We start from the raw sequence: 21,350 nt of genomic DNA, 5'->3' as shown, positions 1-21,350 counted from the left end.
GACGTCAGCTCTTCACGGACCCCGCCGTGAGACCGCTGATGAAGTACCGCTGGAAGATGAGGAAGAGGATGAGGACCGGGATCGAGCCGAGCACGCTCATCGCCATGATCTGGTTCCACTCGTACGAGTGCTGCCCCATGAGCAGCTGGATGCCGATGGGCACCGTGCGCATGTCGATCGTGCGGGTGAGGGTGAGAGCGAAGAGGTACTCGTTCCACGCGATCATGAACGTGTAGATGCCGACGGACACGATCCCGGGGATCGAGATCGGCACGAGGATGCGCCACAGGGCGGTCATGGATCCGGCGCCGTCGACGCGGACGGCCTCGTCGAGCTCCTTGGGGAGGGTGTTGAAGTAGCCGGTCATCATGATGATCGCGTAGGGCAGCGTGAACACCATGTAGGTGAGAATCAGCCCGAGGTACGAGTTGTACAGCCCGAGCGCCACCATCAGACCGAAGTACGGGATCAGCAGGGTGATGGGTGGCACGGCCTGCACGCTGACGATGACCACGTTGAGGATGCGCTTGCCCCGGAAGTCGAACCGGCTGAACGCGTACGCCGCCTGGATCGCGACGAGGAGGGTGAGGATCGTGACGGAGCCCGCGACGACGTAGCTGTTGAAGAAGAACCGCATCGTCTCGGGGTTCGTGAAGATCGCGATGTAGGCGTCGAACGAGAACGTGTCGGTGACCAGACGAGGAGGCAGTTCGAAGATCTGCGTGTTCGACTTGAACGAGCTCGACAGCATCCACAGCACGGGCCCTGCGGCGAACACTGCTCCGAGGATGAGGCCGATCATGACCCCGGTCTTGGCGACGCGGCGCTGGTTCTGCACGGTGAGAGCCATGGTCAGTCCCTCGCTTTCTGGTGACGGACGTAGAAGACGGCGAGCACCATCGACATGAGCAGGACCAGCACGGCGGAGGTCGCCGCGAGCGAGAAGTCGTACTTCGCGAAGGCGAGCTTGTAGGTGAAGGTGCTGAGCACCTCGGTCACGTCGATCGGTCCGCCACCCGTGGTCATCCAGATGAGCGCGAACTGCTGCGACGTCCAGATCAGGTCGAGCAGCACGAGGCTGACGATGATGGGACGCAGCTGCGGGATGGTGACGTTCCAGAAGCGCTGCGCGGCACCCGCGCCATCGACGGTGGCAGCCTCGTTCAGCTCATTCGGGATGCCCTGGAGGCCGGCCAGCAGGCTGACCATGAAGAAGGGGTATCCCGCCCAGATGTTGATGAAGATGATGGTGCCGAGCGCGAGCTGCGGCGATGCGAGCCATTCGATGTCGGTGTTGAGCAGGAAGTTCACCACACCGTTCGGGGCCAGGAGCATCCGCCACAGCACGGCGATCACGGCGACCGTGAACAGCCACGGCAGCACGTACAGGGCCCGGAAGAAGGACCGTGAGAACCGACCGAGCAGCGCGCTGTTGAGCATCATCGCGAAGGCGAGACCGAGCACCAGGTGCGCCACCACGCTCGTCACCGTGAAGAGGATGGTGTTGCCCGTCGCCTTCCAGAAGCGCGGATCCGACAGGATCTCGACGTAGTTGCCGATGCCGACGAACTCGGGCGACTTGTTCAGGATCACGTTGTCCTGGAACGAATAGCCGATCACCATGACGATCGGCACGATCATCAGCACGAACAGCAGGATGATGGTCGGCGAGAGGAAGGCGTACGACTCGGTCGTCTTGCGCAGCTGCCGTCGGCGACGCGACAGCGCGACTCCGGTGACGATCACCTCGGTGTCGTCGGACGTTCTCAGGCTCATGGGAAGCGTGGCTCCTTGGTTGGTCGGGTGCCGCATCGCATCGGGAGCGATGCGGCACCCCGTTCAATGCGGGTCGTGGGAGATCAGAACTCCGCGACCCACGCGTCCTGCGCCTTCTTGAGCGCGTCGTCGATCGACTGCTGACCGTCGAAGGCCGACTGCAGCTGCTCGCCGAGCTGACGCATCAGCTCCTCCGCCACGGGGAGCCCGGTGAACTCGTTCGCCGGGTAGCCCGCCTGGTAGATCTCGAACGCCGTCTTGAACAGCTCATCGTCCTCGACGAATCCGGGGACCGACTTCGAGTTGCCGGGGAACGCGTTCGCCATCGTCGAGAGCTCCGAGTTGGTCTGCTCGCTCATGAGGAACTCGACCAGCTTGAATGCCGCCTCCTTGTGCTCCGAGTTCTCGGCGACGCCGATGCCCCAGGATGCGTAGGGGATGCCGCGCTCGCCGTCGTATCCGTCCTCGGCCGGCAGCGCCGAGATCGAGAACTTCAGATCGGGGTTCGTCTCGCGGATCAGGTTGATGTGCGCGAGCGAGTCGATCATCATGCCGACACGACCGTTGGTGAACTCCTCGACCTTGTCCTGCTCCTTCATCGTGAAGGAACCGGAGGCGATCGAGCCGTCATCCCACATGCCGCCGATGAAGTCGACCGCCGACGTCACGTCGTCGTTCGTCAGATCGGGCTGACCGTCTTCGAGCATCGAGCCTCCGGAGGCCCACACCCACGACATGACGTCGTTCTGCACGCCGTTCGGCGCTTCCAGGGAGAGCGGGAGCACCCAGCCCGACACGTCGCCGCCGAGCGCCGAGACCTTCGATGCCGCATCGGCGAACTCCGTGCGCGTGGCCGGCGGGGCGGTGACGCCCGCATCTGCCAGCAGCGTGTCGTTGGTGAACATCGGGTAGACGAAGTTCACCACCGGGATCATGTATGTGCTGTCGTCGACCTGGATCTGGCTCGCCAGCTCGCTGTCGTCGTAGTCGTACTCCTCCATGAGTGCGGTGAGGTCTGCGATCACTCCCTGAGAGGCGAAGTCGTTGACCCACGCGCCGTCGAGGCCGACGACGTCCGGCATGGTGCCGGAGGCCGCTCCCGCGAACAGCTGCTCCTTGGTCGATGCGTACGGTCCGCTCACGAGCTTGACCGTGACGCCCGGGTTGGCGTCCTCGAATTCGTCGATGAGCGCCCGGAACTCACCGTCGGGGAGCTCGGGCTCCCACCACTGGGCGAACTCGATGGTGACGTCTCCGCCATCCCCTCCATCGGTTCCGCTGTCGCCTGCCGCGCACCCTGCCACGGCCAGGACTGTCACGGCTGCTGTCGCTGCGCCGGCGAGCTTCAGAATGCGTCGCCCTCGCCCCACTGTGATCATCACTTCTCCTCTTCGAGATCGTGCCGCATTCGCGCTTCAATGCTTGTTCATGCGGTTTTGAGCAATGTTATGCCGTAGTTTGCGAGATCGTCAAGCATTCTCTGCATCTATTTCGACTTGTAACTACAGATTTCACGACTGTACCCGCATTGTCACGGCGAAAACCAAGTTGGTCGCGTGGATACGTCGGATGCCGATCTCTGCCGAAGTCTGCGGGTTTATCTGCGCACCTGTGCTAGAGATGTCTGCATGGAAGCAACTCCGTCGCCCAAGCGTCGACTCCCCGCCGGCCGCAAAGCCGACCTCGCCGCCTACGTCGAACAGGTCGGCGAAGTGACCGTCGGAGGTCTCGCAGAGCACTTCCACGTCTCGATCGACACGATCCGTCGGGACCTCGATCAGCTCGACCGAGAGGGCGTCGTCATCCGCACCCACGGCGGAGCGGTCAGCGCCGAGGGGCAGCTCAAGGACCGGGCGCTCGACGTCCGTCTCCGGCTGCAGACGGAGGAGAAGGAGACGATTGCGCGTCTCGCGGCGGGACTCATCGACGACGGAGCGGTTGTGATGCTCAACGCCGGAACGACGACGCTGGCTCTCGCTCGGGCGCTTCGCAACCATCGCGACCTGACGATCGCCACGAACAACCTGCGGATCCCCGCGGAGATCTCGCCATCCGCCTTCCGCGACCTCTACGTGTTCGGCGGGGCCGTGCGGGCGATCACCCAGGCCACCACCGGACCCGTCGCGTTCATGATGACCCCGGGCGGCCCGGAAGTGGACATCCGCTGCGATCTGGCACTGATCGCCGTGGGCGCCATCGACGAGGCCGGGTTCTCGACGTCGAACATGGGGGACGCGAACATGATGGCCGAGATGATCCAGCGGGCCGAGCGCACCGCGATCCTTGCCGACTCGTCGAAGTTCGGCCGACGACTGTTCGCTCAGGTCACCACGCTCGACCGAGCCGACTACCTGGTGACGGATTCGTCCCCGGCGCCGGCGTTCGCCGCCGCTCTCGCGCAGGCAGAGGTCGAGGTCATCAGCCCCTCAGCCTGACCGCTCTCGTCATCGGGAGGCGACCGGGCCACCGGGGGTGGGGGGAACAGCCACGATCAGGCGCGACCCGGTGATCGCGGCGGCGACGATCGCCGCCGTGCCGGCGACCGGCAGCAGGGCGAGCGCGAACGCCGCGCTCGGACCGAAGGCGAACGCGAAGACCAGGAACGCCGCCCAGGCGACCACGCCGACTCCGACCCACGTCCACTGCATCCTGGTCGTCGCTGTGCGAAGTGCCGTGGCCGTGATCGGTCGCCCGTGATGGATGACGTTCTCCGTCCATTGGCGACCGTCCCACCACCTCTGGGTGCGTCGATGGACGTCGTACCAGCCCGGTGCAACGGGTCCGCCGCCGCTCATGAGGCGAACGAGGGCTGGGGCCACGAGGGCAGGGCGGTGCACGAGAGAACCCCCGAGAGCACGGATGCGCGAGACTCCGAGTCGCCTCGTCCGATGACAGCGTCGATGCGGGCGGTCAGGTCGTCTGAGGGAGTCATGCGTCGAGACTGTAGGCATGGTCCGCTTGCCACTGGTCGTGCCGACTCTCGTAGGCGTCTGCGGCTTCGCCGTCCCAACCTGCGAGCATCACCTGCGAAGCGCTGTCGAGAGCGGCACCCTCGGCCCGCAGATCGGAAAGCGACCCGAGCAGGACATCGATCATGGTCTGGATCTGGTCGAAATCGACCTCGACTGCTACCCCCATGCCAGCACCATGACATCCCTCCTCCGCTCTGCAACGCGGCACCCTGACGAACCACGGGAACGACGAAGGCCGCCGGGATCACTCCCGACGGCCTTCGTGCGTGTCAGGCGGGCGTGCCGCCTGTCGAGGTCAGAACCAGCCGGAGATGAGATCCCACAGCCAGTCGATGATGCCGCCGATGATGCCGCCCGCGCGGTTGACGGTGACGGTGGCCGTCGCCTCATCGCCGTCGGCCTGAGCGACCGCGACCGTGTACTTGCCCGGCTGCGTGCTCTTCGGCACCGTGACGGTGGTCGAGAACGTGCCGTCGGCGGTGACCTGAACGGTGCCGACGTCGAGGGCCGCGCCCTTCTTCGGTCGCAGCTGCACGGTCACCGTCTCACCCGGCTGGTAGCCCTCGCCGGTGATCGTGAGCTTCTTGCCCGCTGCCACCTTCGACGAGCCGAGGTCGATCGATCCTGCGAACTCGACCGGCTCCTCCCCCGCGATCGAGAACGGCACCTGCACGGTGGTCCCGGTACCGGCGACGGCGACGGTGAGCAGCTGCTCACCGAAGACACCCGCCGGAACCGTGAAGCCGAGCGACGCGCGCCCTGCCTCATCGGTCGTGTCGACGATCGTGGGATCGACGGCGCTCGCAGCGAGCTGGGTGCCGCCGAGCGACAGGGTCACCTCGCCGGGCGCCTGCTCCCCCGCACTGAACGCCAGCGACGAGAGAGCGACCGTCACCTGGTCGCCGGCGCTGTAGCCGTCGGCATCCGGTGCACTGACCGAGACTCCCACCGCGCGCTGCGCGAGGTCGGGGGTCGCCGTCTTGTTCGCATCGAACCAGTCGACCATCGACTGCAGGTCGATCTTGCCGGTGTCACGCTTGCTCGAGCCCTCCTTGAAGGTGAAGAAGTTGTCTCCACCCCCGGCGAGGAACGAGTTCGCTGCGACCGTGTAGTTCGCCGCAGGGTCGATCGGCGTGCCGTTGAGCGTGATCGACGTGATCCTCGATCCCTGAGCCGCGGCCGGATCGTAGGTGTAGACGAGACCCTCCGATACGCCGAGCTTCAGGAACGGACGGGCCGAGCCTGCCGGCTGCCACTGCTCTTCGAGCACGCCCTTGAGCTGCACGCCGCTCAGCGACAGGGTCACCAGCGTGTTGGCGAACGGCTGCACCGTGGCCGCCTCGCGGTAGGTGACATTGCCGTTCGGGTCGTTGGCGTTCGACGAGGCGTACGTCAGGTTGGCGCGGATGCCTCCCGGGTTCATCAGCGCGATGTCCGCACCGGTGGACCACTTCTGCACGTCGGCGACGAAGTTGCCGATGGTGGACTCCCCACCGCGGTTCTCCGAGCCGTTCGTCTGACGAGCGCGGTTGAAGTCGGCGGTGATGTCTCCGACCTTGACCGCGCCGAGCACGTCGGCCTCAGCCTTCGCCTTCGCGACGATGTCGGCGACCTCCGGGACGGCCGGGTAGAGCGCCTTCCCTGCCGAGGTGAGGGGCTTGATCTCGTTGGTGATCGAGATCAGGTCCTTCGTCTTCGGGTCGACCTGGATGTTCATCAGTCCGAGGTTCTCGCCGTACTGCCCGGCCGAGATGACCGGACGCCCGTCGATCACGTGGTTGTAGGCGAGGTGCGTGTGTGCCGAGACGATCGCGTTCACGTCATCGTCCACGCCGTAGACGATCTCGCCCAGGGGCGAATCCGGCGTGATGCTCGACAGCTCGACGCTCGATGCTCCCTCGTGAACGAGAAGGATGACGACATCCGCTTCGCCGTTGGACGCGTCTCCGTCACGCAGGTCGTCGGCCACGGCGTTCACCGAATCGACGATGCTGCGCACCTCGAGATCCGCGATGCCCTCAGGCGACACGAGCGAGTCGAGGTCCTCGGTGACGGCGCCGACGAAGCCGACGCGCACGCCGTCGAGCTCCTTCACCCAGGCCGGTGCGAGCGCGGGCTCGCCCGTCTCGGTGACGAACACGTTCGACGAGATGTACTCCCAGTCCGCGCGGTCCTGCACGCGGTCGCGCAGGTCCTCCCAGCCCTGGTCGAACTCGTGGTTGCCCGCGGCACTGACGTCGAGGCCGGCGGCGTTGAGCGCGTCGATCGTCGGGTTGTCATCGTTGATGAAGGAGGTGAACGTCGATGCGCCGATCAGATCGCCGACACCGGCGAAGATCGTGTTCGGGTTCTCGGAACGGAAATGCTGCACGGCTCCGGCGACGACCGCCGCGCCTGCGGCAGCGCCGTCGGCCTCGATGCGACCGTGGAAGTCGTTCATGGTGACGACGTCGATGCTCACCGGCGGGACCTCGGAGGAGACGCCGACGATGATCGGGTCGTGGTCGCTGGAGCGGAACGGTGTTCCCGCCTCGGTGGCGCCGAACGCGTAGCCGCGGTCGCTCCACTCCGGAGAGTTGATGCTCCACACACCCGCGCCCGTGATGGATGCGGCGAGCGACGGCGACGCGAGCACGTGGTCGAGCGAGCCGAGCTCGCCGTCGAACGTGTACGTGTGCTGTTCCGGAGCCTTCTCGCGTGCGACGTCGCTCCACCCCTCGCTCGTGAAGACCTCGATCGGGTCCTCCTTCGCGTAGGCGTTGAAGTCACCGATCAGCAGGATGTCGCTGCTGCCTGTCGTCTCCTCGATCTCGGTGGTGAAGGTCTTGAGCGAGTTCGCCTGCTTCACGCGGTCGGCGTTGAAGAAGCCCTGGCCGTCTGCCGGCTCGGCGCCGCCGCCCTCGGGTGCCGACTTCGACTTGAAGTGGTTCGCCACCACCGTGACGACGCGTCCGTCGATGTCGAACGCCTGCGCGATCGGCTCGCGGGCGTTGCCCCAGACGCTCTCGTCCGTCACGGTCAGGCTGTCGCCGACCGTCTCGACCGCGTCCTTCTTGTAGATGATCGCGCTCGTGATGAAGTCGGTCGTCGCCGAGTCGTTCAGCTCATCGGGAGTGCGGACGTAGTCCCACTCCGCGCTGCCGAGTGCGTCGTTGAGCCCGTCGACCAGATCGGCCAGCGCCTCGTCGAGCGAGCCGCCGAGCTTGATCGAGTTCTCGATCTCCATCAGCGACACGATCTCGGCGTCGAGGCCGTTGATCGCCGCGACGATCTTCGACTTCTGGATCTCGAACTGGGCAGCATTCGCCGCGCCCCGTGCGTTCGAGTTCTCGCTCTTCAGCGTGGTGAAGTAGTTGAAGACGTTGAACGACGCCACCTGCACGTCGCCGCCGACCGTCGGGGCGGTGTCCGTGCGAGGGTTCGTGGGCTGGAAGCCGACCTTCAGGTCGGCGGACGACGTGCTGTCGATCGGCACGACCGGCTGAAGACGCCAGTCGTCGAAGCCGTACTGGAGCACGTACCCGTTCTCGCTGAAGTCGACCGTGTCGCCGTTGCGGACGACGAGGTCCTTCGTGAAGTACGGCTGGTCGTTGGGGTGCCCGCTGTTCGAGACCTGGATCGACCACCCGTCGTCGAGCAGGATCCGGTTGGCGCGGTTCGCCGCGGTGATCGCCGCCGCCTCGGCTCCCGGACGCACGAGCTCCGTGCTCTTGACGTTGAGATCCGCCCCGGCGTTCAGCCAGAGGGTTCCGAAGTTGAAGAGCTGGTGGCTGGAAGCCAGGCGATAGGTGCCCGCCGGGGCCACGTACATGTTCTCGTACTGCTCACGGTCGCCGCCGACGGCGGCGTCGGGAAGCGGGGTGACCTCGGGAACGCCCACCCCTGCCTGCAGGACCGAGATGCCGGTCAGCGCTGCCGGGTTGATCTGCGTCTGGCCGAAGTACTCGCTGACCGAGCCGGTGACCGAGACGCGATCGCCGATCGCGAGCGTGGGAGCGAGCGCGTTGAGGAAGACGAAGACGCCGTCCGATGCGCCGGGGGTCGCGTCGACCGCGCCGCCGGAGCCCTCGGTCTGGATCACGATGCCCTTGTAGCCGCCGGTCCGATAGTCGGCGGTGACGATGCCCTCGACCGTGACCGTCTGGCCGTTCAGCGGCGAGACATCGGTCGTTCCCTGGACGTCGGCGATCGACACGTCGGTCGGCTCGGGCTCAGGCTCAGGATCGGGGTCGGGGTCGGGAACCGTGCCCGCATTCTGCGGCGTGATGGTGGCCGACAGGCTGAAGTCCGCCTTGTTGTCGTCGGTGTCCTTGCCGCCCGTGCGGTTGAGCGATTTGACGTCGGTGTTGCCCGTGGGAGGAGTCGCGGCGGCAGTCTCGAATGTGTTCGAGGTGCCGTAGCCGAGCACGTCGATGACGCCGTCGACACCCGTGACCGAGCCGGGGGTCAGTGTGACCGCCGCGGTGCCCTCGACCAGCGCGAGAGTGCCGTTCGTTCCGCTCGGGTTGAGGGTGCTGACGACGTCGGCCGTCGGCAGTGCTGCGCCGTTGGCTCCGTTGCTGCCCGCCTGCACGAGATAGTGGCCGCCGGCGGGGATGACGCCGGTCAGCGGCGCGACGCCGTTCGAACCGCCCGTTCCTGTCGCGGATCGATACTGCAGCGAGAGCCCGTCGAGGGTGACGGGTGCCGCCGTGGGGTTGTAGAGCTCGACGAACTTGTTGGTGAACGCCGCCCCGGCACTGCCCCCGGAGAGGTAGGCCTCGTTGATCACCACCCCCGTTCCCGAGACGTCTGCGGAGGCTGGCGCGGCGATCAGGGCGCTGGCGCCCAGTGCGGCGACGCAGGTGGCGGCGAGAACGCCGAGACGCCCCCGACTTCTGCGGTCTGACCCGGGAACCTGATGGTTCGCGGCGTCGGGAGCGGACATCATCTGTGTTGTCTCCTCGGGTGTGTTCTGGCGACGGCTCTCGTGAAACCGGGCGGTGCGGGCTCTCAGCCGACGCACATGTGAGCGAGCATACGGAGGCCCTCCGACAACCTCAACGGAGTTTTCCGATTGGTAACCAAGCCCTCACCGAACGTCCGGACCCGACCCTGACGAAGGTGGAATATCGGACCGCGAACCGCTCACATGCGCGCGATGCGCCGCGCGGATGCGGGTCGGGTCAGGCGGAATCAGACGGAGTCGCCGGCGGCGGTCGCTGCGTCCTCAAACTCCTCGACCTCACGCTCCCAGGCGTCCTTGGCGAGTCGATACCAGAGGTAGAAGGCGAACCCGGCGAAGATCGCCCACTCCGCGGCATAGAAGATGTTGAGCCAGTTCACCGGCGACTGCTCCTCGGGTGCAGGCGAGGAGATGTCCGTGAGACCTGCCGTCGCCGTGATCGAGGCGAGGTACGGCCGATACACGTCGAGCTCGTCGACGTCGTGCCAGTGGCTGAGCAGCGCAGCGGTCGACATGCGGTCCATGCGCTGGGGATCGTCCTTCGGCGGCACCGATGGCCCCTCGTCCGAGATCACCCGACCGACGAGGGATACGTCCTCTGCGCTCTCGTCGAGCTTCTCGACGGCCGCCTCGGCGACGGCACGGTCGGCGGTCCATCCGATCGCGACCGCGATCGACGTGCGCTCCGCGACCCGCAGCTGACCGGTCACCCAGTAGCCCTCGACGCCGTCGTTGAACCGGCTCGACACGATGAGGAAGTCATCGCGGATCCAGGTCCCCGACGTCTCGACCTTCTGCCCGACCAGCGGCTCGGGGAGGTACGCACCCGGCTCGACCACATCGGTCAGCGGTCGCACCTGCTCGGTCGCTCCTGCGGGCGGCGGATCGGTCTCGATCGCGCGCTCGAGCTGCCACTGCCCCAGCCACGCGAACACGCCGGCCACCACGAGGCACAGCACGAGCATCCCGATCCAGCGTCCCCGGAGCATGACCTCGCGGAGAGTCGGGGGGAACAGAGCAGCAGAAGTCACGGCGTGGTGCGGGCCTCAGGCCTCGTACGGTGCGAGGACGACCTCGACCCGCTGGAATTCCTTGAGGTCGGAGTATCCGGTGGTGGCCATCGACTTGCGCAGCGCACCGATGAGGTTCGCCGTGCCGTCGACGACGGGCGCCGGACCGTAGAGGATCTCCTCGAGCGTGCCGATGCCGCCGACCTCGACGCGACGACCGCGCGGGAGCTTGGGGTGATGCGCCTCGGGACCCCAGTGGAAGCCGCGACCCGGTGCATCGGTGGCGCGTGCGAGGGCGACGCCGAGCATGACCGCGTCGGCACCCATCGCGAGTGCCTTGACGATGTCACCGGACGTGCCGACCCCACCGTCTGCGATGACGTGCACGTAGCGTCCGCCGGACTCGTCGAGGTAGTCACGGCGGGCCGCGGCCACGTCCGAGACGGCCGTGGCCATCGGAGCGTGGATGCCGAGGGTCGCACGCGTGGTCGACGCCGCTCCCCCGCCGAAGCCGACGAGGACACCGGCCGCACCCGTGCGCATCAGATGCAGGGCCGCGGTGTAGGTGGCTGCGCCTCCGACGATGACGGGCACGTCGAGGTCGTAGATGAACTTCTTGAGATTCAGTGGCTCGTCGACGCTCGAGACGTGCTCGGCCGACACGGTGGTTCCGCGGATGACGAACAGGTCGACCCCTGCGGCGGCGACCGTGTCGTAGAACTCCTGCGTGCGCTGCGGCGTCAGCGATCCGGCGACGGTCACTCCGGCTTCACGGATCTCGGCGAGACGCTGCGTGATGAGCGCGGGCTTGATCGGCTCGGAGTAGAGCTGCTGCATGCGCGCGGTCGCCTCTCCCTCACCGAGGGATGCGATCTCCGCAAGGAGGGGCTCGGGGTTCTCGTAACGGGTCCACAGTCCTTCGAGGTCGAGGACGCCGAGTCCGCCGAGCTGCCCGAGCATGATCGCCGTCTGAGGGCTCACGACGGAGTCCATCGGTGCGCCGAGCACCGGGATCCCGAAGCCGAAGGCGTCGATCGTCCAGGCGGTCGACACGTCCTCCGGGTTGCGGGTGCGCCGCGAGGGCACCACCGCGATGTCGTCGAACGTGTACGCGCGACGCGCACGCTTGCCTCGGCCGAGCTCGATCTCCATGGTCACCACCCCAGACTACCGGGCGTACGCGATGACACCGACGGCTGGGAGACTGAGAGAGAGGTCGGGAGGCAATATGTCGGAGTCGGTGGAGGTCGCCGTCGTCGGTGGCGGCGTGATGGGCCTTGCGACCGCGTGGGAGCTCACCCGACGAGGGATGAAGCCCGTCGTCTTCGAGCGCTTCGCCCGTGGCCACCACCAGGGCGCCTCGCACGGCGCCACGCGCAACTTCAACAACGCCTACGACGAGGACCACTATCTCGACCTGCTCGTCCGCGCACGCGCCGGATGGGACGCCCTCGGGCAGGTGGGCGGCGAGCCGCTGCTGCGTCTGCACGGCCTGGTCACCCACGGAGATGTCGACGTCGCCGCGATCGAACGGCGGCTGTCCGAGCGCGGCATCCACGCCGAGATGCTGACGGCGCACGAGGCATCGTCGCGATGGTCGGGCATGCGCTTCGGCGACGATGTGCTCTTCTCCCGCGACGCGGGCGTCGCCCGCGCATCCGCCGCGCTGGGCGAGTTCGAGCGACGGATCGTCGCCGCGGGAGGCGAGGTGCGCTGGGAGACCCCCGTCACGCGGATCGACGAGACCGACGAGGGCGTCGACATCGTGCTGCCTGACGCCCGCGTGCGGGCAGACGTCGTCGTCGTCGCGGCCGGCGCCTGGACCGAGCGGATGCTTCCCGGCATCCCGCTGCCGAGCCTGGAGGTCACCGAGGAGTTCCCCGCGCACTTCCGCCCCGCCGCCGACTCGGTATGGCCCTCGTTCAATCACTACGTCGATCCCGGCCGCTACCCGGCGACGGTCTACGGGATGCCGACGCCCGGCGAGGGCGTCAAGGTCGGGTTCCATCGCGTGGGCGACGTCGTCGACCCGGATGCCCGCCCGCACGCGGTGACGCACGCGCAGGCTCTCGCCGACTATGTGGGCGAGTGGATGCCGGGCCTCGACCCGGCATCCGCGGAGCCGATCAGCTGCACCTACACCTCGACCGATGACAGCGCCTTCGTGCTCGACCGATCGGGGCGGATCGTCGTCGGCGCCGGCTTCTCCGGCCACGGCTTCAAGTTCGCCCCTGGCGTGGGCGCGACCCTCGCCGATCTGGCCCTCGATCCCTCCGCTCTCGCGGCGGAGCCGTTCCGACTGCGCTGAACTCAGCGGGCTCGCACCACGCGGCGCTCGTCCCACACGGGGGCATCGGCTTCGTACACCTCGCCGTCGGAGCCGAACACGAGGAACCGGTCGAACGAGCGGGCGAACCAGCGATCATGCGTGACCGCGAGCACGGTCCCCTCGAAACGACGCAGAGCGTCTTCGAGCGCCTCGGCCGACTCGATGTCCAGGTTGTCCGTCGGCTCGTCGAGCAGCAGCAGCGTCGCACCGGAGAGCTCGAGCAGCAGCACCTGGAACCGGGCCTGCTGGCCGCCCGACAGCGATTCGAAGGTCTGCTGCGCCTGCCGCACGAGTCCGTACCGGTCGAGCGCCGAGCTCGCGGCATCCCGCGGCATGCCGGCCCGTCGTTCGTCTCCCCTGTGGAGGATCTCGAGCAGCGTTCGGCCGACGAACTCGGGATGCGCATGCGTCTGCGCGAACAGCCCCGGCACGACGCGCGCTCCCAGCACGGCCTGCCCACGGTGATCGACCGTCGCGAGCTGCTCCCCGGTGGACGTCACGTGACCCAGCGTCGGGTCCGGGTCGCTGCCCCCGCGTGCGAGGAGGCGGAGGAAGTGCGACTTCCCCGATCCGTTCGACCCGAGCACGGCGACCCGATCGCCGTACCAGACCTCGGCGTCGAACGGCCTCATCAGCCCGCAGAGCTCGAGCCCGTGTGCGACCACCGCGCGCTTTCCCGTGCGTGACCCTCGCAGCCTCATGTCGAAGTCCTGAGCCGGGGGTCGCTCCTCCGGCGGTCCGGCCTCCTCGAATTTGCGCAGTCGCGTCTGCGCCGCCTGGTACCGCGACGCGAATCCGTCGTTCGCCGACGCCTTCACCTTGAGGTTCGCGACGAGGGTCCGCAGCTTCTCGTGCTGCTCGTCCCACCGGCGGCGCAGCTCGTCGAGTCTGTCCATGCGGTCGCTGCGCGCCTGGTGGTAGGTCGCGAATCCGCCGCCGTGCACCCACGCCGAGGCCCCCGCGCCGCCGGGCTCGAGGGTGATCAGCCGATCGACCGCACGGGCCAGCAGCTCCCGGTCGTGCGATACCAGCAGCACGGTCTTCGGCGTCTGCCTGAGCTGCTCCTCGAGCCAGCGCTTGGTGGGAACGTCCAGATAGTTGTCCGGCTCGTCGAGCAGCAGCACCTCGTCGGGTCCGCGCAGCAGCGCCTCCAGAGCGAGTCGCTTCTGCTCGCCACCCGACAGCGTCGTGAGATCGCGGAAGCGGGCACGCTCGAAGGGCACTCCCAACGCGGCGACCGTGCACTGGTCCCAGACCGTCTCGTGCTCGTAGCCGCCGGCATCCGCGTACTCCGCGATCGCCGTCGCATACGCCATCTGCGTGTCGTGCTCATCGCGCTCGATCAGCGCGTCCTCCGCAGCCTCGAGAGCCTGCGCCGCCTGCCGGATGCGATGGGGCGCGACCCGCACCAGCAGCTCGTGAACGGTCTGACCGGACTCGCCGTGGCCGACGAACTGGTCCATCACGCCGAGGCCGCCATCGATCGTCACGACGCCGTCATCGGCGGGCTGGTCGCCTCGGATGATGCGGAGCAGCGTCGTCTTGCCGGCCCCGTTGGGCCCGATGAGGGCGCTCGTCGACCCGGCTCCGACGCGAAAGCTCGTCTCGTCCAACAGCGGTCTGCCGTCGGGAAGGGTCAGCGAGACCCCCGCAACATCTATGTATCCCACCGTGCGTGGCCGTCCTTCCGCCCGCGTGGCGAGCCGACCAGGCTATCAGCAATCGGGCCGACCGGTCAGCGAGTGCGGCCGACCACCTGGATCGCCTCGGTGCGCGGCGCCGCCGGGAGCAGCATCCGGAACTCGGTGCCGACGCCCTCTCTGCTCGTCACGTCCATCGTGCCGCCGTGGGCGAGCACGATCGCCCGGGTGATCGTGAGGCCCAGGCCGACGCCGGGCACGGCGTTGCGGGTCGCTGTCGACGCGCGGAAGAATCGGGTGAACAGCATGCCCTGCTCGTCTTCGGGGATGCCCACACCGGTGTCGCGCACGGAGAGCTCGACGCCTCCGTCGACGAGACGCACGCCCGCGGTGACCCGCCCGCCCGCAGCGGTGAACTTGATCGCATTCGAGAGCAGGTTGTCGAGGGCCTGTCCGATTCGTCCCGAGTCGACCGAGAGCACGACGGGAGTCGCCGGGATCTCGGCCACGATCTCGATGCCCTCGCGCTGCGCATGCGGGCCGGACGATGCGACGGCGCTGCGCACCAGCTCGGTGACGTCGGCGTCTCGGCGCTCGAGCGGGAAGCGGCCCGACTCCACCTGGGCGGTGAACAGCAGGTCCCCGACGAGGTTGAGCAGGCGCTGGGCGTTGCGCTCGATGATGTCGACGAACTCCTGCTGGTCGGTCGTCAGAGGCTGCGCGGGATCGTTCTGCAGCAGGTCGAGGAAGCCGATGATGGCGCTGAGCGGTGTCCGCAGCTCGTGCGAGATCATGCCGACGAACTCGTCCTTCATGCGCGCGACCTCCACCGCCCTGGTCTCGTCGGTGATCACCAGCAGGTAGCCGTGTCGGGAGCCGTCGGAGTCCTGGTAGGGAGTGACGGTGACGCGCGCGGGAACCGTCGATCCGCCGACGGTCGCCACGTCGATGTGCGAGTCCACCGGCAGGCCGGCGTCGGCATCGTCGAACAGCGCACGCAGGCCGGGGTGCAGCCCGTCGTCAGCGTGGGCGGCGGCCTCGGTCGCGAACGGGGCGAGAGCGTGCGACGGGAAGAACCGGTCGACCGGAACGGCGGCGAGCGCGTCCGGCACTGCCATGCCGAGCAGGCGCACCGCACCCGGATTCCATGCCGTGATCACCCCGCAGTTGTCGGTGGCGATGACCGCCTGGCCGGTGATGGAGTTCCACAGGCTCGTGAAGGACTCGGAGAGCGCGCGGTACTGCTGCTCGCTCGACTTCAGCTGCTCGAGCATCGCCTCGTTGGCGGCGAGAGCGGCCGTGCGCTCGACGACATGCGCCTCGGCCTGGGCCGTTCGCAGTCTCTGCAGTCGGGAGAGCTCGTTCACGATCGCACCGACGGTGGCGAACACCAGCGGGCCGATGACACCGCGAAGCCAGGCCACGGGGTCTTCCGGCGGATCGATGATGTTCGGCATGAGCAGCGCGATCGATGAGAACACACCGACGATCACGACCTGGCGTCGCCCGGGGGCTGCGGCGATCCAGATGACCGGGAGGAGCACGAACGAGGAGAAGAGGGAAGCCGGCCCGCCGGTACCCGCCCTGATCGCACCCAATCCGAGGATGTCGATCATCGGAATGAGCATGACGACCCAGCCGTCGTACACCCCGCGCACCGAGAGCACCGCCGCGAGTGCCGTCACCACCGCGATGGTGGCGAGGCCGAAGATCGCGACGCCGGTGTCGGTCACCGGGATGCCGGGGATCGTGAACATGAGAACGGAGGCGACCGCGACGGCGATCGCCGTGGGACCCTGCTTCATCAGCGGCGTCGGATTGTCGAAGTACCGGCGCCAGCTGCGCTCCATCGTCTGCTGGACGGTGCTGGTCGGAGTCATCGTGCCACTTCTCTGAGGAGTGCCCGCAGTTCGGCCCCGATGATCGGCTTGGGCAGTGCCGCGTCGGCGTCGGGGTAGTCGGCGACGTCGAGCACGGAACTCACGATCAGGAAGCACTCCGGGAAGCGGGTCTTGATGAGTCTCGCCAGCTCCGAGCCGCTGATGCCGGGCAGCAGCAGGTCGAGCACGGCGACGACCGGTGAGATCGTCGAGAATGCGGCGATCGCCGATTCGGCGTCCACCGCGGCGAACACGTCGAAGCCCTCGCGGTCGAGATAGCGCTTCAGGAGCGCCGTCTGGTCTGCGCTGTCCTCGACCACGAGGGCCAGCGGCCGCGCGGTCATCGCAGGAACAGCTCTCGCACGATCACGATGACGACGACGATGCCCAGGGCGAGGAGGGCCTGCGGGATCAGGAGCTTCTCCCGACGGGCGTCCGCGGCGATCTCCTCCTCCTCGGCGCTTCTCGAAGGTGCTTCGGTCATGAGTCGACCCGTCCGATCTTCTCGGTCTTGATCCATGCGGCGTCGGCGTGGCGCCACTCTTTGATGTAGGAGTCCACCGTGATGGCGCAGAGCAGCGAGCCGTACCCGCAGACGTAGAGCAGCAGCCCGGCGAAGAACCGTCCTGCCGGCAGGGGCTCGACGACACGGGCGAGCCAGATCCCGAGCATCGAGATCGGTCCCCAGAGGTAGAAGACGACAGCCCACATCAACCGCGTCTCGTCGGTGAGCGCGAGCCCGAGGTCGTTCAGGCCCGATTCGAACAGCCAGGGGAACAGGGCGATCGCCATCAGGATGAGGGCGCCGAGCCCGGGGAACATCAGCGCCTCACGCCACGACTGTCGGCCGATCCGCCCATCGAGCTGCACGGCGTAGAGCATCGAGAACAGATAGATGCACGCGGCGGCGATCCACATGAATCGGAACACGAACTCGGCGATGTCGCTGTGCAGGACCAGCAGCACGAGCAGCGCGGTGGCTGCGAGGATCATGAAGGCCGGCAGCAGCAGGATGGTGAACCACGCGAGCCCGAAGGCGAAGCTGCCGAGGTTGTGCACTCGGCTCGGGCGGAACCACAGATGCCGGTAGATCGACGTCAGCTGCACATTGCCGCGGGCCCACCGCAGGCGCTGCTTCCACAGACTGTCGATCGTGCGCGGCTCTTCGGCCAGCACGACCGCGTGCGGCTCGAACACCATCCTGCGCCCGGCCAGCTGCCCTTCGAAGGTCGTCATGGTGTCCTCGGCGAGCGTTCCCGTCGGGATCCGGCCGCCGATCGCCTCGAGATTCGCGCGCGAATGCAGCTGCGCACCTCCGGCGAGGCACGCGATCGCTCCCCCGACGTTCTGCGTCCGCCGGGCCGAGAGCTGCCCGATGACGTACTCGATCGCGATGAACCGGGTGAGGTAGTTGCGGTCGCGACTGCCCTCGGCGATATACGCGGTGACGGCGCCGACCTTCTCATCGGCGAGATGCCGGCTCATCTTGCGCAGCGAATCCCGCGCGAAGATCACATCGGCGTCCATGATCAGCACCGCTTCGGTCCACTCGTCCGCGAGCACGATGTCGAGTCCGTGGTTGAGCGTGTGCGCCTTGCCCTCGCCGCCCTTGTCCCGACGCAGATGCACGACTCGTCCGGGGAATGCCGCCGCCTTCGCGGCGACCACCTCGGGGGTGTCATCGGTCGATGCATCGTCGATGACGAAGATGCGCAGGCGGTCGGCCGGGTACTCGAGCTGCATCAGGCGTTCGATCGCCTGGCCGAGCACGAGGCCCTCGTTCCACGCCGGGATCAGCACCGCGACGCGGGGATGGTGCGGTGCCGCCTTGCCGTAGTGGTTGCGGAACGCGTGCACGGGCAGGGCGAGGAACTGCAGCCCGGTGTTGATCACCGGCAGGGTGCCGACCAGCACGCAGAGCAGGAGGATGACGACGACGACGGTCTCGACCCAGTTCAGTTCGGCCATCAGCTCGCCCTCCATCGGTCGAGGATCTCTGTCACGCGCGCGTAGCGTCCGACGTCGGACGCGATGTGGCTGTCCGTGGACGCGACGATCTCGGCGCCGGCGCTGCGCAGCGCGTCGAGCAGGGGGATGCCGGGGCAGCCCCACTTCTCGTTCACCTCGACCTGCGTGTCGGTCTCGGCCGCCGTCGTCGCCCACGCGGTGACGCGATCGGCACCGAGTTCCGCTTCGGAGAGACCGATCTTGGGCAGGATCGAGAAGCAGTGGGCGAGCTGATTGCCGGGGTGACGTCGCATCGCCGCGATCAGTGCCGACACGAGCTGATCGAGCGCGTCCTCGGCGGCCCAGCCGGCGTCGAGCCGTTCGCGGACGGCGCTCGGACCGAGGGGTCCGTCGATTCCGGGGAACTGGTGGTCGGCGATCAGGATGCGATCGATCCCGCTCGGCAGCTCGGGGATGTCCAGTTCTCCCGAGGCATCGAGGATCTTCGCCTCGACTCCCGTCAGTACCGTCAGATCCTCGGGCACGCGCAGCGCCCTCACCGCCGCGAGGTACTCGGGCACCCAGGGCGTCGACTGCCGCACGTGGTCGACCAGGCGCACGGTCGTGAGACCGGCAGCGGATGCCGCGGCGACGTTCTCGGCGAGAGTGGAGACCGCGTCATCCGAGAACGTCGAATGCACGTGGTGGTCGCCTCGCAGCAGCGCGTGACTCACAGTTCCTCCTGATGTCCCGCGTGCGCGGAGACGAGGATCTCGTCGACCTCGACGATCACGTCCTCGAGGAAGCGCACCGACGCGATCTCGCGGAAGGCGACCGTCGACGGGATCCCGCGGCCCAGGAACAGGTCGGCGACGAGCGAGGGGATGTCGACTCCCGCGGCGATCGTGAGCGGAAGCGCGCCAGGGAATCGGGGATTCACCTCGAGGAGCACCGCTCGGCCGTCGCGGTCGCGCCGGAGCTGGACGTTGGCGACGCCGACGAGTCCGATCGCCCGGGCGATGGATGCCGCCGCGTTCTCGAGTTCGTCGTCGTGCACCGTGCGCCCCGCGATGGCCACACCGGAGTCGACCCTGGCTCGGGTCCGCGGCACCGCCGCGACGACCGAGCCGGAGGCATCTGCGATCACATCGACCGAGTACTCCTCGCCCGGGAGGAAGTCCTGCGCGATGAGTCCTTCGTCCTGCGGCAGCGCTTCGAGCGCCGCCCGGTCGGGGACGAGCCGTACGCCGCGGCTGCCGGCTCCCTGACGAGGCTTGGCGAAGACGGGGAACTCCCAATCGACCGCCAGCGCATCGGGGCCTGCGAGGACAGTACGCGGCGTGAGACCGGTCGACTCGCACCGCTCGGCGAGCAGCAGCTTGTCGAGGGCGACGGAGAGCGTGTCCTGCGAGGGCGCGGCGAGCACAGCCGGAGCCAGCTCCTCGCGCCTGCCGGCGAGCGCGATCAGCTCGACATCGACGGTGGAGATCACGAGATCGAGCCGGTCATCCTCGACCATGCGGGCTATCGCCGAGACGAAGTCGTCATCGCGCCCCGGCGGCACGAGACGGCGGTGCGTCGGCGGCACGAGGTAGATGCCGCTCGCCCAGCCGTCCATGTCCGCGGCGAAGACCTCGAGGTCTTCACGACGAAGCAGCGAGCGGATGACGGCGACGCCCGCCGGGCCACCGGCGCCCGTCACCAGTACGCGCGCGCTCATCAGCTCTCCCGTCGCGTGAGTTCGTGGGCGCCGATGAACTCGGCGGTCTCACGGACGACCTCGAGCGGCTCGACCGCCGATCCTCCGCCGAAGCGCGACCAGTAGCGAGCGGTGGCCGTCACGAACTCGGGTTCGAGGTAGTCCCGGGTCGCCGTCTGCGAGCCGAAGCATTCGAGCAGCCGCAGCTTCTGACCGATGTACTGGTCGATGCGGACGAAACGCGTCGGGCGGAAGTCGATCGTCGCCGAGGGGCTCTGGTAGCAGGCGACCGTTCCGACCCGCCGGGTCGCGGCGATCGTCGCCTCGCTCACCGCTCGGTGATCCTGGTGCCGATCGTTCGACGAGTGCGTGTAGACGATCGTCGGCTGGACCTCCTGCACGACCTCCTCGATCAACCGGACCGTGGCTCCGCCGCCGGAGATCTCGGTGTCGATGAGGTCTTTGACGAACAGTCGCGCACCGAGCATCTCCGCCGAGGCGAGCGATTCGTGCTGCCTGCTGTCAGCGTCTCCCCCGCGCGCACCGCGCGAGAGGGTGAGGATCGTGATCGAGTCGCCCGCCTGGGAGTGCGCGGCGAGGAGTCCTCCGACGCCGATCTCGACATCGTCGGGGTGCGCGCCGATGGCGAGCACCACCTCTTTGGTGCGGTTGGCCTCGCGGCGCGTGCGGCCCTCCGTCACGAGCCGGGTGACCGCCTCGACGAGCTTCACGTTGTCGAGCGGCTTGGTGAGGAACTCGTCGGCCTGCGCGCGCAGAGCCGAGACGGCGTACTCGACCGAGACGTGCGCGGTCATGACGACCACCGGCAGGAGCGGGTCGTTCCGACGCAGCTGCGCGAGCAGCTCCAGCCCGTCGAGTCCGGGCATCTCGATGTCGGTGACGACCACGTCCGGCGTGAAGGTCTCGAGCCGCGCGACGGCGGACTCGCCATCGTGAGCGACCACGACCTCGCAGCCGGCCCGCCTCTCGAGCACGGTCTTGACGAGCAGGGCGACGTCTGGGTCGTCGTCGACGACGAGGACGCGGGGAGCATCCTGGGGCATATCTGCAGCTCTCAGTGGGGAAGTCCCCCTGCCGGTCAGCGGCCGGCGTGGCACTCCCTGCGCCCTTCGCGCCGGGAGCTCGAGGGGA

The 21,350-nt window shown here is 67.8% G+C and carries 19 protein-coding genes; 2 read left to right on the top strand and 17 right to left on the bottom strand.

Annotation, left to right across the window (positions count from 1 at the left end; genetic code table 11):
* Window positions 1–4 precede the first annotated feature (4 nt).
* The 3 genes from AB0P11_RS10910 to AB0P11_RS10900 form a co-directional block, all read right to left on the bottom strand.
* Window positions 5–850, bottom strand: a complete 846-nt coding sequence (locus AB0P11_RS10910) for a carbohydrate ABC transporter permease (protein ID WP_053098978.1) — start codon at window positions 848–850, stop codon at window positions 5–7.
* Window positions 851–852: 2 nt separating this feature from the next.
* Window positions 853–1,776 (bottom strand): sugar ABC transporter permease, encoded by a 924-nt coding sequence (locus AB0P11_RS10905; protein WP_363521915.1) that lies wholly within the window; start codon window positions 1,774–1,776, stop codon window positions 853–855.
* A gap of 83 nt (window positions 1,777–1,859) precedes the next feature.
* Window positions 1,860–3,155, bottom strand: a complete 1,296-nt coding sequence (locus AB0P11_RS10900) for a sugar ABC transporter substrate-binding protein (protein ID WP_056277298.1) — start codon at window positions 3,153–3,155, stop codon at window positions 1,860–1,862.
* A 249-nt stretch (window positions 3,156–3,404) separates the two neighbouring features.
* Here AB0P11_RS10900 and AB0P11_RS10895 point away from each other — a divergent pair, with 249 nt between their 5' ends.
* The gene (locus AB0P11_RS10895) at window positions 3,405–4,211 is read left to right on the top strand and encodes a DeoR/GlpR family DNA-binding transcription regulator (protein ID WP_053098975.1); all 807 of its coding nucleotides are present in this window, start codon (window positions 3,405–3,407) and stop codon (window positions 4,209–4,211) included.
* A 9-nt stretch (window positions 4,212–4,220) separates the two neighbouring features.
* Here the strand turns inward: AB0P11_RS10895 and AB0P11_RS10890 are convergent, their stop codons facing one another.
* The 6 genes from AB0P11_RS10890 to AB0P11_RS10865 all read right to left on the bottom strand — a co-directional run bounded on the left by AB0P11_RS10890 (window position 4,221) and on the right by AB0P11_RS10865 (window position 11,855).
* Window positions 4,221–4,571 carry a DUF2510 domain-containing protein gene (locus AB0P11_RS10890; RefSeq protein ID WP_230101018.1) on the bottom strand — a complete coding sequence of 117 codons (351 nt, stop codon included), beginning with the start codon at window positions 4,569–4,571 and terminating at the stop codon, window positions 4,221–4,223.
* Complete coding sequence (locus tag AB0P11_RS10885) at window positions 4,568–4,708, bottom strand: hypothetical protein (protein WP_162253849.1); 141 nt, start codon at window positions 4,706–4,708, stop codon at window positions 4,568–4,570. Before AB0P11_RS10885 ends, AB0P11_RS10890 begins: the two co-directional genes overlap by 4 nt.
* Window positions 4,705–4,914, bottom strand: a complete 210-nt coding sequence (locus tag AB0P11_RS10880; protein ID WP_056277292.1) for a WXG100 family type VII secretion target — start codon at window positions 4,912–4,914, stop codon at window positions 4,705–4,707. The genes AB0P11_RS10885 and AB0P11_RS10880 overlap by 4 nt, the downstream gene beginning before the upstream one ends.
* A 129-nt stretch (window positions 4,915–5,043) precedes the next feature.
* The gene (locus AB0P11_RS10875) at window positions 5,044–9,678 is read right to left on the bottom strand and encodes an ExeM/NucH family extracellular endonuclease (protein ID WP_363521909.1); all 4,635 of its coding nucleotides are present in this window, start codon (window positions 9,676–9,678) and stop codon (window positions 5,044–5,046) included.
* Between the two features lie 245 nt (window positions 9,679–9,923).
* Window positions 9,924–10,682, bottom strand: a complete 759-nt coding sequence (locus AB0P11_RS10870; RefSeq protein WP_082298004.1) for an SURF1 family cytochrome oxidase biogenesis protein — start codon at window positions 10,680–10,682, stop codon at window positions 9,924–9,926.
* A 57-nt stretch (window positions 10,683–10,739) separates the two neighbouring features.
* Window positions 10,740–11,855: a GuaB3 family IMP dehydrogenase-related protein gene (locus tag AB0P11_RS10865; protein WP_053098967.1), complete on the bottom strand. Its 1,116-nt coding sequence runs from the start codon at window positions 11,853–11,855 to the stop codon at window positions 10,740–10,742.
* Window positions 11,856–11,931: 76 nt separating this feature from the next.
* Here AB0P11_RS10865 and AB0P11_RS10860 point away from each other — a divergent pair, with 76 nt between their 5' ends.
* Window positions 11,932–13,011, top strand: a complete 1,080-nt coding sequence (locus AB0P11_RS10860; protein WP_363521906.1) for an FAD-dependent oxidoreductase — start codon at window positions 11,932–11,934, stop codon at window positions 13,009–13,011.
* A 2-nt stretch (window positions 13,012–13,013) separates the two neighbouring features.
* On the opposite strand, the gene AB0P11_RS10855 is transcribed toward AB0P11_RS10860, so the two are convergent.
* From AB0P11_RS10855 to AB0P11_RS10820, 8 genes are all read right to left on the bottom strand, one after another.
* Window positions 13,014–14,702, bottom strand: coding sequence for an ATP-binding cassette domain-containing protein (locus tag AB0P11_RS10855; protein ID WP_363521903.1), 1,689 nt, complete (start codon window positions 14,700–14,702; stop codon window positions 13,014–13,016).
* Window positions 14,703–14,767: 65 nt separating this feature from the next.
* The gene (locus AB0P11_RS10850) at window positions 14,768–16,552 is read right to left on the bottom strand and encodes a PAS domain-containing sensor histidine kinase (protein ID WP_056277283.1); all 1,785 of its coding nucleotides are present in this window, start codon (window positions 16,550–16,552) and stop codon (window positions 14,768–14,770) included.
* Entirely contained in the window at window positions 16,549–16,896 is a 348-nt protein-coding gene (locus AB0P11_RS10845; RefSeq protein ID WP_053098963.1) for a response regulator, read from the bottom strand. Before AB0P11_RS10845 ends, AB0P11_RS10850 begins: the two co-directional genes overlap by 4 nt.
* The gene (locus AB0P11_RS10840; RefSeq protein ID WP_171821987.1) at window positions 16,893–17,036 is read right to left on the bottom strand and encodes a hypothetical protein; all 144 of its coding nucleotides are present in this window, start codon (window positions 17,034–17,036) and stop codon (window positions 16,893–16,895) included. Before AB0P11_RS10840 ends, AB0P11_RS10845 begins: the two co-directional genes overlap by 4 nt.
* Window positions 17,033–18,520: a glycosyltransferase family 2 protein gene (locus AB0P11_RS10835; RefSeq protein ID WP_053099397.1), complete on the bottom strand. Its 1,488-nt coding sequence runs from the start codon at window positions 18,518–18,520 to the stop codon at window positions 17,033–17,035. The genes AB0P11_RS10840 and AB0P11_RS10835 overlap by 4 nt, the downstream gene beginning before the upstream one ends.
* Window positions 18,520–19,233 carry a PHP domain-containing protein gene (locus AB0P11_RS10830; protein WP_363521898.1) on the bottom strand — a complete coding sequence of 238 codons (714 nt, stop codon included), beginning with the start codon at window positions 19,231–19,233 and terminating at the stop codon, window positions 18,520–18,522. Before AB0P11_RS10830 ends, AB0P11_RS10835 begins: the two co-directional genes overlap by 1 nt.
* On the bottom strand, window positions 19,230–20,219 hold the full coding sequence (locus AB0P11_RS10825; RefSeq protein WP_363521895.1) for an ATP-grasp domain-containing protein: 990 nt from the start codon (window positions 20,217–20,219) through the stop codon (window positions 19,230–19,232). Before AB0P11_RS10825 ends, AB0P11_RS10830 begins: the two co-directional genes overlap by 4 nt.
* Entirely contained in the window at window positions 20,219–21,262 is a 1,044-nt protein-coding gene (locus AB0P11_RS10820) for a response regulator (protein ID WP_053098960.1), read from the bottom strand. Before AB0P11_RS10820 ends, AB0P11_RS10825 begins: the two co-directional genes overlap by 1 nt.
* Window positions 21,263–21,350 lie beyond the last annotated feature (88 nt).

Origin of the sequence: Microbacterium sp. NPDC079176, assembly GCF_040686675.1 — a bacterium.
Taxonomy (GTDB): Bacteria; Actinomycetota; Actinomycetes; order Actinomycetales; family Microbacteriaceae; genus Microbacterium.
Note: the sequence above shows the minus strand (reverse complement) of the source record. Positions and strands in the feature narration are given on the sequence as shown.